Origin of the sequence: Micromonospora sp. NPDC049359, assembly GCF_044466585.1 — a bacterium.
In the GTDB taxonomy this organism is placed as follows: Bacteria; Actinomycetota; Actinomycetes; order Mycobacteriales; family Micromonosporaceae; genus Micromonospora.
In genome coordinates, this window is the sequence record NZ_JBITMW010000001.1 from 611076 (window position 1) to 626644 (window position 15569).

Annotated in this window: 14 protein-coding genes; 8 read left to right on the top strand and 6 right to left on the bottom strand. The window is 73.0% G+C overall.

Annotated features, from left to right (window positions below; all coding sequences use genetic code 11):
* The first annotated feature begins 232 nt into the window (after nt 1-232).
* The 3 genes from ACIBTX_RS02825 to ACIBTX_RS02835 all read left to right on the top strand — a co-directional run bounded on the left by ACIBTX_RS02825 (nt 233) and on the right by ACIBTX_RS02835 (nt 4271).
* Nucleotides 233-2668 carry an immune inhibitor A domain-containing protein gene (locus ACIBTX_RS02825; RefSeq protein ID WP_357124636.1) on the top strand — a complete coding sequence of 812 codons (2436 nt, stop codon included), beginning with the start codon at nt 233-235 and terminating at the stop codon, nt 2666-2668.
* 204 nt (nt 2669-2872) lie between these two features.
* Nucleotides 2873-3271, top strand: a complete 399-nt coding sequence (locus ACIBTX_RS02830; protein WP_396831963.1) for a hypothetical protein — start codon at nt 2873-2875, stop codon at nt 3269-3271.
* Between the two features lie 67 nt (nt 3272-3338).
* On the top strand, nt 3339-4271 hold the full coding sequence (locus ACIBTX_RS02835; protein ID WP_357123591.1) for an alpha/beta hydrolase: 933 nt from the start codon (nt 3339-3341) through the stop codon (nt 4269-4271).
* A gap of 4 nt (nt 4272-4275) precedes the next feature.
* Here ACIBTX_RS02835 and ACIBTX_RS02840 read toward each other — a convergent pair whose 3' ends face one another.
* Together ACIBTX_RS02840 and ACIBTX_RS02845 are read right to left on the bottom strand one after the other, a co-directional pair.
* The gene (locus tag ACIBTX_RS02840; RefSeq protein WP_030486287.1) at nt 4276-4641 is read right to left on the bottom strand and encodes a hypothetical protein; all 366 of its coding nucleotides are present in this window, start codon (nt 4639-4641) and stop codon (nt 4276-4278) included.
* Nucleotides 4638-7718, bottom strand: a complete 3081-nt coding sequence (locus ACIBTX_RS02845) for an SseB family protein (protein WP_396831964.1) — start codon at nt 7716-7718, stop codon at nt 4638-4640. Before ACIBTX_RS02845 ends, ACIBTX_RS02840 begins: the two co-directional genes overlap by 4 nt.
* Nucleotides 7719-7870: 152 nt before the next feature.
* On the opposite strand from ACIBTX_RS02845, the gene mycP reads away from it, so the two are divergent.
* Entirely contained in the window at nt 7871-9088 is a 1218-nt protein-coding gene (gene mycP / locus ACIBTX_RS02850) for a type VII secretion-associated serine protease mycosin (RefSeq protein WP_357123581.1), read from the top strand.
* A gap of 84 nt (nt 9089-9172) precedes the next feature.
* Here the strand turns inward: mycP and ACIBTX_RS02855 are convergent, their stop codons facing one another.
* On the bottom strand, nt 9173-9466 hold the full coding sequence (locus ACIBTX_RS02855) for a WXG100 family type VII secretion target (protein WP_357123578.1): 294 nt from the start codon (nt 9464-9466) through the stop codon (nt 9173-9175).
* Between the two features lie 20 nt (nt 9467-9486).
* Nucleotides 9487-9807: a WXG100 family type VII secretion target gene (locus ACIBTX_RS02860; protein WP_357123575.1), complete on the bottom strand. Its 321-nt coding sequence runs from the start codon at nt 9805-9807 to the stop codon at nt 9487-9489.
* 523 nt (nt 9808-10330) lie between these two features.
* On the opposite strand from ACIBTX_RS02860, the gene eccE reads away from it, so the two are divergent.
* From eccE to rarD, 4 genes are all read left to right on the top strand, one after another.
* Nucleotides 10331-12037: a type VII secretion protein EccE gene (gene eccE / locus ACIBTX_RS02865; RefSeq protein WP_396832130.1), complete on the top strand. Its 1707-nt coding sequence runs from the start codon at nt 10331-10333 to the stop codon at nt 12035-12037.
* A gap of 155 nt (nt 12038-12192) precedes the next feature.
* A complete protein-coding gene (locus ACIBTX_RS02870; protein WP_355049298.1) occupies nt 12193-12579 on the top strand; it encodes a phage holin family protein in 387 nt (128 codons plus the stop codon).
* 111 nt (nt 12580-12690) lie between these two features.
* Nucleotides 12691-13188, top strand: coding sequence for a GNAT family N-acetyltransferase (locus tag ACIBTX_RS02875; protein WP_357123568.1), 498 nt, complete (start codon nt 12691-12693; stop codon nt 13186-13188).
* Nucleotides 13185-14117 (top strand): EamA family transporter RarD, encoded by a 933-nt coding sequence (gene rarD, locus ACIBTX_RS02880; RefSeq protein ID WP_396831965.1) that lies wholly within the window; start codon nt 13185-13187, stop codon nt 14115-14117. The genes ACIBTX_RS02875 and rarD overlap by 4 nt, the downstream gene beginning before the upstream one ends.
* Before the next feature lie 106 nt (nt 14118-14223).
* Here the strand turns inward: rarD and ACIBTX_RS02885 are convergent, their stop codons facing one another.
* On the bottom strand, nt 14224-14946 hold the full coding sequence (locus ACIBTX_RS02885; RefSeq protein ID WP_355048256.1) for a zf-HC2 domain-containing protein: 723 nt from the start codon (nt 14944-14946) through the stop codon (nt 14224-14226).
* Nucleotides 14943-15458: a sigma-70 family RNA polymerase sigma factor gene (locus ACIBTX_RS02890; protein WP_357124632.1), complete on the bottom strand. Its 516-nt coding sequence runs from the start codon at nt 15456-15458 to the stop codon at nt 14943-14945. Before ACIBTX_RS02890 ends, ACIBTX_RS02885 begins: the two co-directional genes overlap by 4 nt.
* Between the last annotated feature and the right edge of the window lie 111 nt (nt 15459-15569).

Below are 15569 nucleotides of genomic sequence, written 5' to 3' on the forward strand. Positions count from 1 at the left end.
GGATGTCGCCGTCCGGTCCGCCCTGACTCGAGCGCAGATGAAGCACGGGGGTGTGACGGTGAAAAGCATTCCCAACAAAATCTTGCAACAAATCGACGCGTGCGTCTTCCCACCCGTCGCAGCAGTGTCTATGTTCACCAATGGTCCCACTAGTGGGATCGATCTATCACCGGCCCGTACCCCCGTTGGGTCGGTTCCCTCACACCGGAGGTACCACGTGCGCAAAGTCGCAGTGGGTCTGCTCGGGCTTTCACTGACGGCGACGGGGCTGGCGTTCGGACCGTCCGCCAGTGCCGCGCCGCAGCCGAAGTTGCCGACGGCCGCTCCGTCGGTCGCCGAGCCCGCCCTTGCCGACCACGACCTGCCGAACCCGCTGGAGGACAAGCGGCGAGCGCTGCGCCAGGAGGGCCTCAGCAAGGTCCTCACCGGCGAGGCAAAGGCACAGAAGGTCAACGGCAGCACCGTCGTCAAGGTCGGCAAGACCCAGGCCGACGGGGCCGCCGCCCGCACCACCGGGGCGGGCACGGCTCAGACCGAGGACCAGTACGTCGAACTCTCGCGCGAGCGGACCGACAAGATCTTCGTGATCCTTGCCGAGTTCGGCAACGAGCGGCACCCGGACTTCCCGGACAAGAGCATCGACCCCGACACCGCGGGGCCGACCAAGTTCGACGGGCCGCTGCACAACCAGATCCCGGCGCCCAACCGGGCCGTGGACAACTCCACCGTCTGGCAGCCGGACTACAACGCCGACCACTACCGGCAGCTCTACTTCGGCACCAACCCCGGCGACGAGTCGCTGAAGCAGTACTACGAGGCCCAGTCCTCTGGTCGCTACAGCGTCGAGGGCGAGGTCACCGACTGGGTCAAGGTCAAGTACAACGAGGCCCGGTACGGCCGGTCCGACGACCCGATCGCCGACGACGACACCACCAACCCGGCCAACGACCCGGCGGTCTGCGACAGCAACGTCTGCGACAACACCTGGGAACTGGTCCGGGACGCCGCCAACCAGTGGGTCCTCGACCAGAAGGCCGCCGGCCGCACCGACGCGCAGATCGCCGCCGACGTGAAGTCGATGGACCAGTACGACCGGTACGACTACGACGGTGACGCCGACTTCAACGAGCCGGACGGCTACATCGACCACTTCCAGATCGTCCACTCCGGCGGCGACCAGGCCGACGGCGACCCGAACCAGGGTGAGGACGCCATCTGGAGCCACCGCTGGTACGCCTACGCCTCGGACCAGGGCAGCACCGGCCCGGAGACCTTCCCGGGCGGCGGCACCGAGATCGGCGACACCGGTGTCTGGATCGGTGACTACACCATCCAGCCGGAGAACGGTGGCCGGAGCGTCTTCTACCACGAGTACGGCCACGACCTCGGCCTGCCGGACGACTACAACGTCATCAACGGTGGCGACAACAACAACGAGCACTGGACCCTGATGGCCCAGAGCCGACTCGGCGCCAAGAACGACGGCGGCATCGGCGAGCGTGGCGGCGACCTCGGCGCGTGGAACAAGTTCCAGCTCGGCTGGCTCGACTACGACACGCTCGGGCTGGGCGAGAAGCGCGATGTGGTTCTCGGCCCACAGGAGTACAACTCGCCCGAGGCGCAGGCCGCCGTCGTCGTACTCCCCGACCGTGACTACACCTTCTCGAACGGCGCGCCGTTCGAGGGCAGCAAGCAGTTCTTCACGGGCAACGACGACAACATCAACAGCACGATGACCCGGACTTTGGACTTCACCGGGAAGTCGTCGGCCGCCCTGACCATGAAGGGCCGCTACAACATCGAATCCAACTTCGACTACCTGTTCTTCGAGGCGTCGGCCGATGGCGGCAAGACCTGGGCGACCCTGCCCGGCACCGTCAACGGCAAGCCGCTGAAGGAGATCTCTCCCGGGCGTTTCGCCCTGGACGGTTCCAGCGCCGGCAAGTGGGTCGACGTCAACATCCCGATGAACTCGGTGGCGGGCAAGGTCGTGCAGTTCCGGCTGCGTTACCAGACCGACGGCGGCGTCTCCCGGGGCGGCTTCTACGGTGACGCGATCACCGTGACCGCCGACGGCCAGACCGTGTTCACCGACGGTGCCGAGAACGGTGCCAACGGCTGGACCTTCACCGGTTTGTTCGAGATCGCCGGGGCCACCTACACCAAGGCGTTCGACAACTTCTACATCGCCGGCACCCGGTCGTACACCTCGTACGACAAGTACCTCAAGACCGGCCCGTACTACTTCGGCTACCAGAACACCCGCCCGGACTACGTGGACCACTACGCGTACCAGGAGGGTCTGCTGATCTCGTACTGGAACCTGCGGTGGTCGGACAACGACACGTTCGCGCACCCGGGTGAGGGTCGGAACATGATCATCGACGCCCACCCGCGGCCGCTGTACAACCTGACCGGCGCCCCTTGGCGGGCCCGCGTCCAGGTCTACGACGCGCCGTTCAGCCTGAAGAAGGCGGACTCGTTCACGCTGCACATCAACAGCCAGGCCAACTACGTCCGTGGCCAGGCGGCGCAGCCGCTGTTCGACGACACCCAGCAGTACTGGTTCCCGGAGCTGCCGAACCACGGCGTCAAGCTCCCGGCCACCGGCCGGACGATCCAGGTTCTGTCGCAGGACGGCATCAACACCACCGTCCGCTTCAACTGATCCCTCGATCCGGCACCACCCGTACCACGGCGATGCCCGGGCAGGTCACCTGCCCGGGCATCGCCCGTTCCGGGGAACCCTGACCGGGTGGCGCGCGTCCGATCACCCGTGCGACCGCGAACCCGCACCACTCTGACCGGCGCCGGCCTGACCGTCCTGTTTGCGCTGGCCGGCTGCGCCGGAACGCGGAACGAAGGAGGCACCGTGTCCGCCGAACCGACCCCGTCCGGCACCCCGGCGACCAGCCCACCACCGGCCTCCGCCGCGCCGACCGGAAGCGGGGCCACGCCGTCGGCTCCCGCCGGCCGCCCGGCGCGCTCACGCGTCCCGCTGCCCACCCTGCGCCCGCCGACCGGACCACCGCGCAAGCCGACCGACGCCCGGCGGGCCAACGCCCTGGCCGGCCGGATCAACCGGGGCGGCGACGGCCCCTGCTACGGCCTCGTCACCGACGACGGCCGGCAGTACGCGCTGCACGGCATCGGCAAGGGCACCTTCACCGTCGGTACGACGGTCCGGGTGACCATCGGCCCCGCCGACCCGGCCGCCGACTGTGGCCCCGGCATCCCGGCCACCATCGTCGACATCAGCCCGGTCGTCTGACCCCCCGCAGGGTCACAGTCGGGCCGGCAAAACGGCCGCCTCCCGACGGGGTCCTAGGCTGTCAACCATGACCGACCAGCGCGGCGAGGCCGTCGACGAGTCCTGCGTCCTCACCGAGGGCCCGTGGACGCACCGTTTCGTCGGCGCCAACGGCAGCCGCTTCCACGTGGTCGAGGCCGGCACCGGCCCGATGGTGCTCTTCCTGCACGGCTTCCCCGAGCACTGGTGGGCCTGGCACCAGATGCTCCCCGCGGTCGCCGACGCCGGCTTCCGCGCGGTCGCCGTGGACCTGCGCGGCTACGGCGCCAGCGACAAACCACCCCGGGGGTACGACGGCTACACCCTCGCCGCCGACATCGCCGGCCTCATCCGGGCCCTCGGTGAGCGCTCGGCGACGCTCGTCGGCAGCGGCGTCGGCGGCATGGTCGCCTGGACGGTGGCGTCGTTCCACCCATCCCTGGTCCGTCGGCTGGTGGTCCTGGGCGCACCCCACCCGCTACGCCTGCGCGCCGCGATCTTCGCCGACCCGCGCGGGCAGTTCGCCGCCTCCACCCCGGCGTTGAAGTTCCAGCTCCCCCGCTACGAACACGTGCTCACCAAGGACGGCGCGGCGGGCGTCGAGGAGATCCTGCGCCGGTGGGCCGGCCCGCGCTGGGCCGCCAGCGCGGACTTCGAGGCGTACGCCGAACGGTGTCGGGAGGCGATGCGCATCCCGCAGGCCGCTTTCTGCGCGCTGGAAGGCTATCGCTGGGCCTTCCGTTCCGTGCTGCGGCTGCACGGCTACCGATTCGTGCGCCTCATGCAGAAGCCGCTGGTCACCCCGACCCTGCAACTGCACGGCGCGGCCGACATCGCCGCCCTGCCACGGACCGCCCTCGGGTCCGGCCGGTACGTCGTCGCCCCGTACGAGTGGCGTCTGCTGGACGGGGTGGGTCACTTCCCGCACCTGGAAGCCCCCGAGGTGGTGCTCGGCGAGATCCTGCGATGGGCCAAGTCGTAACGGATCAGACCCGTTGCTCGCGCAGGTCGGTGACCTCGGCCGCCGGCGCCCAGCCCTGGTAGACGCCGAAGTCGAAGACCTCCAACCGCATCGCCTCGGCCACCGGCCAACGACCACCCGTGTACTCGACGCGCAGCCACGCGTCGTGCTCGCCGAGCACGATGAACGGCTGGCCCTGCCAGGTGCAGGTGGTCCGAACGTACGCCAGATCCTCGATCTCGCTCGCCGGCAGCACCCGCACGTAGCGGCCCGCGCGGACCTCCTCGAAGCCCTCGCCCGGCTCGGGCTGGTACAGGCGGATGTCGTCGCCGTCCGGGCTGGCCTGATACTCCCGGCCCTGCCAGCGGGCCACGTAACCGTCGCGCATCACTCCTCCGGAACCCGCCGCCAGGTGACCGCGTCCGTGTCGAGGACCGCGACCACCCGTTCGGTGCCGTCGCCACCGATCCGCCAGAGCTGCGCGCCGTGCGGAAGACGGGCGCTGTCCACCTTGAACTCCGCCACCACGTCACTGCTCTCGCCGGGGGCGAAGCCGTTGCCCCGGAACGGCGGGCGCTCGATGACCCAGCCCTCCATGGCACGCATCGCCGCCTCGTTCTGCCCGCCGTACGGAATCCGGTAGAGGCTGGGCCGGTGCGCCGGCCACCGCAGCACGTAGATCTCCTCGGCGTCCCGCACGAACGGCGAACCGGGGTAGTTCAGGCCCAACGCGTCGTGCAGCTCGGCCGGCGTGGTCAGGTGGGCCAGCTCACCCGACCGGTGCACGAAACCCGAGACCCGGTCGTACCCCCGCTCCAGGTAGTACGCGAGCTGGCTGGGCGCGATCGCCTTCTGCATCACGGTTGGTCGGGCCGGGTCGACCGCCGCCGGGGCGTACCGGGGACGCGCGGCGGGTTCCGCCTCGGCCGCCGGTTCCACCGGGTCGACCTCCAGGTCGTCGCCGAGGCCCACCTCGGCGGCCCAGTTGGCCAACGCGACGATCTGGTCACCGGGCAACTTCGCGCCGACCGGGGTGCCCGGGTTGACGGCAAACGACCAGTCCTCGTCGGGCCAGCGCCGGATCAGCTGGGCGAACTTCACCCGGACCGTGTCGACGGCGCCCTCGACGTGGTCGGCGAGGCGCTCCGGGGACGTGTAGACCACCACGTACGTCTCGCCGTCGAGGCGGGCGGTGCGCCAGACGAAGCCCGGGTCGCCGGGACGGCTGCCCCGCTTCGAGTCCGCCGCCGCCGGCAGCAGCACGCGCGCCAGCAGCAGAGTGGACAGGAACGTGTCCGTGCTCCCGGCACCGGCTGCGCCGAGCAGGTCCTCCTCGACGGTGTTCGCCGGCTGGAACTGCGGGGACGCCGGCTCGTCGACCGTCGGAGGCTCGACGGCGTCCGCGATCGTCGCCTCCGCGTCGGAGTCGGGGCGTGCCGGCTCGGGTTCGTAACCCACCGGGGATCGGGACGACCGACCGGTGACGCCGCCGAAGCCAGCATCGCCGCCGAAGCCAGCGTCGCTGGCCGAACGGGCATCGCTCAGGCCGGCGTCGGTGGCCGGGCCGGTACCTCCCAGGCCGGTGTCGGTGGCCGGGGGGACGCCGGATGGCTCGAACAGGCTCGCTCCACCGCCAGACGCGGCCCAGGCAGTGGGACCTGGCACGGACGGGCCGGGCACAGGCGGGCCGGACGCGAGCGGGCCGGACGCGAGCGGGCCGGACGCGAGCGGGCCGGGCACAGACGGGCCGGACACAGACGGGCCGGACACAGACGGGCCGGACACAGACGGGCCGGACACAGACGGGCCGGACACAGACGGGCCGGACACAGACGGGTCGGGCACAGGTGGGCCGGACACAGACGGGCCGGGCACGGGTGGGCCGGGCACAGACGGGCCGGGCACGGGTGGGCCGGGCACAGACGGGCCGGACACAGACGGGTCCGGCACGGACGGGCTGAACGGTGGCGGGGCGGTGGTCGTCGGGCCGGGTCGCCGTCCGGTGTCGAAGAAGGGGCCGACCTCGGGCGGATCGAGATCCCGGGACTCGATGATGGTGCCCTCGATGACGATGGGCGTGAAGCCGCGACGGGGGGCGGGCGGGCCGGAGACCGGTTCCGCGACCGCCGGTGGCAGATCCTCCACCGGTTCGAAGCGCCGCCGCTCAGCGGGCCGGCCGCGCGGGATCGCCTGGGTCTCGTCCGCCGGCTCCGAAGGGCGGGCCGGTGGCGGCCCGCCGTTGACCGAACCGGGCACCCGGAACGCGCGGGTGGGCTCCTCGGCCAACGGGTCGGGCCGCCGCGGCGGCAGCGGCTGCGTGGCCTCGTCATCGGTCAACGGCGCTCGTACCACCCGGGATGTGCCCTGGTCAGCCGCGGGCGGCCACGGTCCGCGGCCGACGTCCGGCGCGGGCATCGCGAAGGCCTGGGTCGCGCTGTCGCCGCCGGGCGCGTCGGCGGGACGGCGGCGCGGAAAGGGCTGACTGCCGCGCCCGAACCGCGACGGCGGCGCAGCCCGGTCGCCCGTCCGACCGTCGCCGGGGGGCAGGCCAGACTTACGACCGGACGTCGGTTCGAAGAAGGAGCGCCGGCCGTCATCGTTGGCGCCACCACCGACGGCCGGACCGTCGCCCTCGCTGGCCGGCCGGGTCGTGGACGGCCGGCCGGCGCGTGGAATCGGCTGGTCGACCGGGGCGGCGCGGGTGCGGTCGGCGGCCAGGGGCACGTACCGCGAAGCAGCGGTGCGGCTCGCCCCCGGCCCGACGCCGGTGCCCGGCCGGACGGTGCGGGGCGGTTCGGTCGGCTGCGGTGGCCCGGCGGCGGGCATGTCCTCCACCCCGGAGCGGCGCGGCAGGTCACCCGGGCCGGGCGCGCGGGTGGGATGGGCCGAGGCGGGGGTCGGAGACACCGGAGGCGTCGCGCCCCTCGGCCCGGGTCGTCCGGGCGGCGTCGCCTCGGGGACCGGCGGCGAGGGCGGTACGAACCCGGCGGCGGGCGGGGCGTCCCGACCGGTCGTACCCGCCCGGAACCGGGAGAGGGTCTCGGCCCGCTCCAGCCGGGCCCGGGCGCCCATGGCGCGGCCCGGCAGCCGGACGTCCCCACGGGAGAGCTGCGACACGAACCAGGACGGCAGGTACCCCTCGACGGGCAGCCCGGGGTTGACCGCGAGCCACCACTCGTGGTTTGGCCAGCCCAGTGCGAGGTCGGCGAACGGGACACGCCGGTGGGTGCCCGCGTGCTCGCCCAGGCAGGCCCGCAACGCGGTGGTGGAGGTGAAGGCCAGTACGTGCGTCCGGCCACCGGTCGTCCAGGTGCCCCAGCCGGCGGCCTGACCGGCGGATGCCGGTGCGGAGACGGGCAACAGCAGCTCGGTACGGGACAGGAGGCGGAAGTAGAGCTCCTGATCGTTGGCGCGCAGCGCGTCCCGCATCGCCACCTCGGCCTCCGTGGCCGGCTCCCATTCGGTCACGGCCACCTCTCCTCCCGAGAACAGGCCACAGGTATCGCGTACAACCTACAAGGTGGCATCAAGATCACAATGGCTGGCCGGCGGCGGTCCGCCCCGGTGACGGCAAGGCGATAACATCCCGTTCCGGAGCCGACACGATACGGAGGCTGTCGATGTCCCGGTCGATTGCGCGCCCGGTCCTGGCCGGTCTGGCGGTCGCGCTGCTGACCGGCGCGACCGGTCCGGCCGTCGCCGCCGGCCCGCGCCGATCGGCTCCGGTCTGCGCGACCCCACTGACGCCCGTTCGACAGGTCGAGGCCACACCGTGGCCCCAGCAGCGGTACGACCCCGCGCGGCTCGCGCCGCTGACCACCGGCGCGGGGGTGACGGTCGCGGTGGTCGACTCCGGCGTCGACCGGGCACACCCCCAACTGGCCGGTCGGGTGCTGCCCGGCGCCGACCTGCTCGAACCGGGTGGGGACGGCGGCCAGGACTGTGCCGGGCACGGCACCGGTGTGGCGAGCATCATCGCGGCGGCGCCGCGGCCCGACGTCGCCTTCCACGGACTGGCGCCGGCCGCCCGGATCCTGCCGGTACGTGTGAGTGAGCAGCAGGTGGTGCAGGGCCGGGAATCGGGGCGCACGGTCAGCGCCGGCGAGTTCGCCCGCGCCATCCGCTGGGCCGTCGACCACGACGCCGACGTGGTGAACCTCTCCGTGGTGCTGTACGCCGACGACCCGCAGGTCCGTTCCGCCGTCCGGTACGCCGTCGAGCGGGACGTGGTGCTGGTGGCCGCCGTGGGCAACCTGCACGACAACGGTGACCCGCGCCCGTTCCCCGCCGCGTACGACGGGGTGCTCGGGGTGGGCGCGATCGGGGCGGACGGGACGCGGGCCACCTTCTCGCAGATCGGCGCGTACGTCGATCTGGTCGCCCCCGGCAGCGAGGTGCTCGTCGCCGCGCCCGCCCAGGGCCACCAGCGGGTGGAGGGCACCAGTTACGCCGCGCCGTTCGTGGCCGCCACCGCGGCCCTGCTGCGCGCGTACCGACCCGAGCTGACCGCCACCGAGGTGGTGGAGCGGATCGTCGCCACGGCCGATCCCGCGCCCGGCCCGGGACACGGCGGCGGGTACGGGGCCGGCGTGTTGAACCCCTATCGGGCGGTCACCGAGACCGGCGGCCGGCCGGGCGGACCCCGATCCGCCGCCGCGCTCGCCGATGACCGGGCCGATCAGGCCGCGCTGGCCCGCCAGGCGCGTCGCGCGACCGCCCGAGACCGGGCCCTGGTGGCCGGCGCGGTGATCGGCGTGACGGCTGTCGCCGTGGTGGTGCTGGCCCTCGTGCTGCCCCGGGGCGCACGCCGACGTTGGCGACCGGCCGAGCCGGCCTGACCCGACCCGGTCGCCGCCGTGGCCCTCGCCCGAGGGTGGCCGGGACGCCGACGCGGTCATGTCAGCGCTCCCGGCCCACCGACGTCACTGGAACAGCCCGGTGTTCTTCTTCTCGGTGTCGAGGTAGTCGGCGGCGGAGTCGTCCACCGCCAACTTGATAGCACGCAGCATCGCCTGCAGGTCCTGCGAGGCGGAGCGCCACCGCGCCTGGCGCTGCTCGTACGCCTCGCGGGCGTCACCCGACCAGGCCGACACCAGCGGCGCAGCGTCACGTTCGAGCTGGCCGAGCTGCGAGTCGAGCGTGTTCAGCGCCCGCTGAATGTCCGCGCCGGCCTGTTGCAGCGCGGCAAAGTTGACGACCAGCACACCGTTGTCCATCGGAACGCCCTCCCGGCAGGTCAGAGCGGCAGCTGGATGCCGCCGCGGTTGGTGCCGGCCACCCGGCTGGCCGCCTCGTCGTCCGAGACGTCGTACTGTCGGCCGGCGGTGCGAATGGCACCGGCGGTCTCCCGCAGCGCGCGGTGCAACGCCGCCTGATCGTCTGCCCACTGTCGCTTGACCTGCTCGAACGACCGCCCACCGGCGCCGCGCCAGGCCTGCTGCAACACCTCCAACTCGGCCAGCAGGCCGGTCAGCATGGACTGCAACGACTGGTCCACCTGTTCGAACTTCGCGGCGGTCTGCTTCATCACCGCTGCTTCTGCCTGGGTCTGGGACACCCGGACGTCACCTCGTCTCCTCGGTCGTGCCTGGCTGTCAATGCGCCCGCGGTGGGAGCGCACCGCTCGCGTGGCCCGCTCGACGAGCACGGTCGGACACGGGTCAGCGATGAACTTCGTGGCTGACGGTAGCGGCCTGGTAGCGGTTCTGCTACCCCCGGCTCTCCCCTGTGGACAACTACGACAGCCATCGGTCGCCTACTATGTGCGGCAGCCCCGTCGCGGCGCGTGACGGGCATCCGGGGGCGGTCGGCCGCCGGGCACGTCCAGAGCGGGTCGAGGAGGCGCGGTGCCGCCGATCACCACATCGGGCGCGCAATCGGCGAGCGACGCCGGGTGGGGCCCGACCGCAACTTCCCCGACCGCCGGGTCGGACATCCCCGCCGTCCCGTCGGTCGGCACCGCACTGGACGTCGGATCGACCACGATCGGCGGCAGCGCGTCGGGCACTCTCGGCAGCGCCGCCGTACCCGCTCGACGGCCCACCGCGCGGTGGGCCGCCATCGGTCGGCTCGGTGCGGCGATGCGCGCGGGCCAACTGGTCACCGGGCAGGTCGCCGTGGCGGTCGTCCTCGCCGCCTCCGGCCAGGGCGCCCCGGTCATGATCGCCGCGCTGTTGGGGGCGACGCTTCTGGTGACGGCCGCCTGCGCCCGGTTCCGGGGCCGGTGGCTCTTCGAGTGGCTGGGCACCGCCGCCGGGCACGTGACCCGCCGTCGCGGCCTGGGCGAGCGGGCCGGTGCGGCCGAACTGCTCGACCTGGTCGCGCCCGGAGCCGTCGTCGGCTCGACCGAGTTGTCCAGCGGGCCGGCGGCGGTGCTGGAGGACACCGGCGGCATGGTGGTGATGCTGGAACTCGGAGACCCCGGCGACCTGCTCGGCGACGCGTCCCGGGCGATCCCCGCGCCGTCCACGCTGCTACCGACGCCGGGGCCGGACGTGCCACCGGTACGGATCCAACTGCTGCTCACCGGCACACCGGCGCCGGTCCCGACGGCGGGTGGCACGGTCGGGACCTCGTACCGGCAGCTCACCGACGGCCGCCTCGTCGGGCGGGAGCGGGCGGTGCTCGCGGTCCGGGTGCTGCGGGCGGACGGCTGGACGCCGGAGGCGCTGCGCCGGGCACTCGCCGGCACGACCCGCCGGATCATCCGTCGGCTCGGGCCGCTGACCGCCCGGCCGCTCGGCGTACCCGCGGCGCTGCGGGTCCTGGGCGAGCTGGCCCATCACGACGGCGAGCCGATACTTCAGGCCTGGCCGTCGCTGCGCACCGGCACTCTGGTCCAGGCGACGTTCCGGCTGGTCCGCTGGCCACAGGGCGGTGGGGCGGGGGCCCGGCGGCTGGTACCCCGGCTGCTGACGCTGCCGGCGACCGCGACGACCGTGTCGCTCTGCGTGGGGCCGGCCGCGGACGCGGTGACCGAGCTGACCGTACGCCTGGCCGCCACGTCGACGGCCGAACTGACCGTGGCCGTCGCCGCGTTGGGCCGCCTCGTCGACGGCGCGGGCGGGGAACTGCGGCGGCTCGACGGCGCGCACCTGGACGGCCTGGCCGGCACGCTACCGCTGGCGCTCCCCTCGGCCGGGCGGCCCGAGGCGGCGCCGGACGACTGGGAGTTGACCCTGGGCGAGGCGGGGATGTTGGTCGGCACCAACCGGCAGGGTGGCGCGGTCACCGTGCGGCTGTTCCGGCCGGAGGGCACGCGGGTGCTGTTGCTGGGCGGGGTGCGTACCGCTCAGCTCGTCGCGTTGCGTGCGATGGCGCTGGGGGCGCTGGTGGTGGTGCAGACGGCGCGACCCCGCGCGTGGGAGCCGTTCGTACGGGGGGTGGGCGCGCCGGGCGGAACGATTCCGCTCATCCCGCCGGGCCGGCCGGTCGCCGAATCGGCCGGCGCCGCACTGCGGCCGTTGCTGCTGGTCGTCGACACCGGAGCGGTGCCGGCCGAGACCGAACCTGGTCCGGCGTGGCGGGCCACCCTCGTGGTGCGCGACGAGCTGACACCGGCCGACGTGGACACGTTGACCCGCGCCGACCTGGCGGTGCTCCAGCGGCTGCACCCGGCGGAGGCGACGCTGGCCGGCGCGGCGCTGGGCCTGGGCGCTTCGGCCGACTGGCTGACCCGCATCCGCGACGACATGGTGGCGGTGGTGAACCGTCGCGCGTTGCGGTGGGCACTGCTCTCCCCGACTCCGATCGAGTCCCAGCTGATCGGCCGGCCGGCACGGGCCTGAGCGCGCCCGCGCCCAGGGGTCTGCGCGCGCCCGCGCTCAGGGGTCTGCGCGCGCCCGCGCTCAGGGGTCTGCGCGCTCGCGCGAGGCGGGCCGGTCGTCCTCGATGGTCAACTGCCGGGTTACGCCCGTGGATGGTCCGTGGCACGATCCCCGCCATGGGTTTTCTGAAAGGGTTGCTGATTCGGCTGGCCACCACGGCACTGGCCTTCTGGCTGGCCACGCTGCTCATTCCGGGCATCGACCTGGAATCGACCTCCGCCGTCCAGACGGTCACCACGCTGATCCTGGTGGCGGCGATCTTCGGCATCGTCAACGCGGTGCTCCAGCCGGTCATCAAGACCGTCGGCTGCGGCTTCTACCTGCTCACGCTCGGCCTCATCGCGCTGGTGGTGAACGGGCTGCTGTTCCTGCTCACCAGTTGGATCGCCGATCAGGCCGGGCTGCCGTTCTCGGTGGACGGGTTCTGGCCGGCCGCCGTTCTCGGCGCCCTGTTCGTGAGCATCGTGACGTGGATCCTCGGGGCCGTCCTCGACCGCGACTGACCGACCACCACCGTCCCGGACCGCCCGGCCCCGACGGGCGGGGCGGTCCGGTGACCAGAGTTCGGGAATTGGCCGGCTGGCGGCCCCCTCGGGTCGGTTAGCGTCGCCGATGTGTTCACCCTGACCCGGCCCGACGGCCACCTGCTGAGCACCGACCCCGCCCGACTCGACCTGGACCGGGTACACCACTGGCTGTCCACCGACGCGTACTGGGCACTGGGACGCGACCGGGACAGCGTCGTGCGGGCGTTCGCGGGGTCGCTGCCGTTCGGCATTTACCGGACCGACGACGACAGCCAGGTCGCGGTGGCCCGCGTGGTCACCGACCGCGCCACCTTCGCCTGGCTCTGCGACGTGTACGTCGACCGGGCCGCGCGAGGGCTCGGCCTGGGCACCTGGCTGGTGGGCGCGGTCCGAGACCACCTGGACGAGCTGGGCGTACGGCGGATCCTGCTGATCACCAACGACGCGCACGAGGTGTACGCGCGGGCGGGCTTCACCCCGTTGGACGTTCCCGAGCGGTGGATGAACCTCGATCGGCGACCGCCGGTGACCCCCATCACCGGAAAGGAACCAGACGGAGGTTCACCCCTTACGGTGGAGGCGTGACGCCACTCCGCCTGGGATACCTCTACGGCATCGGCGCGTACCTGCTCTGGGGTTTCTTCCCGCTCTACTTCAAGGTGCTGCGGCCCACCGGCCCGTTGGAGATCCTGGCCCACCGGATCGTGTGGTCAGTGCTCTTCGTGGCCCTGCTGCTCGGCGCGCTGCGCAACGTCGGCTTCCTGCGGGCCCTGCTGCGCCGGCGCGCGGCGCTCGCCGGAATCGTCGCCGCGGCGGCGCTCATCGCCGTCAACTGGGGCACCTACATCTACGGCGTTAGCTCCGACCGGGTGGTGGAGACCGCGCTCGGCTACTTCATCAACCCCCTGGTAGTGGTGCTGCTCGGGGTGACGGTGCTGCGGGAGCGGCTGCGGGCCGCGCAGTGGGTGGCCCTGGGCATCGGCGGGTCGGCCGTCGCGGTGCTCGCCGTCGACTACGGCCGGCTGCCCTGGCTGGCGCTGACCCTGGCGTTCAGCTTCGCCGGCTACGGCCTGATCAAGAAGCGGCTCGGGCTGCCCGCCGCCGAGGGGCTCTTCGTCGAGTCGGCGGTGCTGGCGCTGCCCGCGCTGGGTTACCTGGCCTGGTTGTCCCGGCACGACGGACTGACCTTCGGGCACGTCTCGGCCGGGCACACCGCGCTGCTGGTGCTGGCCGGCGCGGCCACCGCGATCCCGCTGCTGCTCTTTGCCGGGGCCGCCAACCGGCTGCCGCTGACCGGCCTCGGCATGATCCAGTACCTGGCGCCGATCCTCCAGCTCGGCTGCGGTGTGCTGATCTTCCACGAGCCGATGCCGCCGGCCCGCCTCGCCGGCTTCGCGCTGGTCTGGCTCGCCCTGCTGGTTTTCACCGCCGACGCCATCCGCGCCGCCCGCCAGTCCCGCCGGTCCCGCCCCATCGTGGTCGATCATGGAGTTGTGGTGCCCGCCGAACACTAGTTCGGGCGCTTTGTCACCCACCACAACTCCATGATCGACGGGGTGGGGGCGGGGGCGGGGTGGGGGCGGGGCGGGGGCGGGGTGGGGGGCGAGCCTGGGGGCGGGGTTAGGGGACTGCGTAGGTGAGCAGGGGGGTGCCGTCGGCTCGTTGGAGTTCCACGCTGACCAGCTCCGCGTCGGTGAAGCGGGTCATGCCGGTGAACACCAGGTCGTCGCCGGGCGCGGCGAGCCAGGAGCCGATCTGTTCGCTCGCGCCGCTCGGGCCCTTCGCCACCAGCCGGAACGGGTACGCCTTGCCGTAGCTCGTCCGCGCGTCGTACCCGCAGTGCATGGTGATCTCGGTGCCCCACTTGCTGCCGGTCAGACCGATGTCGGCGTGCACCGGACCGGCGAGTGCCACCGGCCGCATGGCGACCATCGACACCTGCGGGGCGGGGCGCGAAGTGCCCTGCGCCCCCGGGTCAGGCGGCGGGGCGACCGGTCGGGGCAGCACGGCAGCCGTTCCCACGCCGACCACCAGGGCCAACGCGGCGGCGGCCAGCGTCGTCAGGGCGTACCGGCGACGGGTCCTGGTCCGTTCGCGGCGCCGGCGCGCCCGGGCCTCCTCGAGCAGCGCGGGCGCCCGGGGCGCGGTCGGCGGTGGCAGGAACTGTTCCAGGCCCGCCGGGTCGAGGCGGCCGAGCAGTCCCGGTAGGACGGCGATCTCGGCGACGGCATCCCGGCACGAGGCACAGCCGGCGAGGTGCCGCTCGTAGGCCGCCCGCTCGGCGGGGGCCAGGGCGCCCAGCACGTACGCGCCGTCGTCGTGCGCGAACTCGCACCGGGTCATCCCGTCACCCCCATCTCGGCCAGGACCAACCGTAGTGAGCGCAGCGCGTAGTGGGTGCGTGACTTGACGGTTCCCGGCGGCACCCCCAGCCGCGACGCCGCCTCCGCCACCGACCGCCCCTGGTAGAAGCACTCCACCAGGACTTCACGGTGGGTCGGGCTGAGCCGGTTCAACGCCTCGGCGACGGTCCACGCCTCGACGGCGCGCTCGGCCTCGTCGACGACCTCCGGCGGCTCGGGAATCTCGTCGGTGAACACCTCACCGACCCGCGTGGAGCGTCGACGCCAGGCGTCGATGGCCAGGTTGCGGGCGGTCGTGAACAGCCAGGCCCGCACGGAGCCACGTCGTGGGTCGAGGGACTCGGGATGCCGCCAGGCCCGCAGCAGCGTCTCCTGCACCAGGTCCTCGGCCCGCTGCCGGTCGCCGTTGACCAGCCGCAGGGCGTGTGCGTACAACGCCTCCGCGTGCTCGTCGTGCAGCGCCCGCAGCAGTTGGGCGTCATGGTCGCTGATGGCGGTCTCCTCACTTCCGGCGCGGGTCCGGCGGTGCGTCCGCCCGGGAATACGTGTGGTGACGCCGAACGGTTCAGCCCGAGGTCAGACCACTGGTGGCCGGGCAGGTGT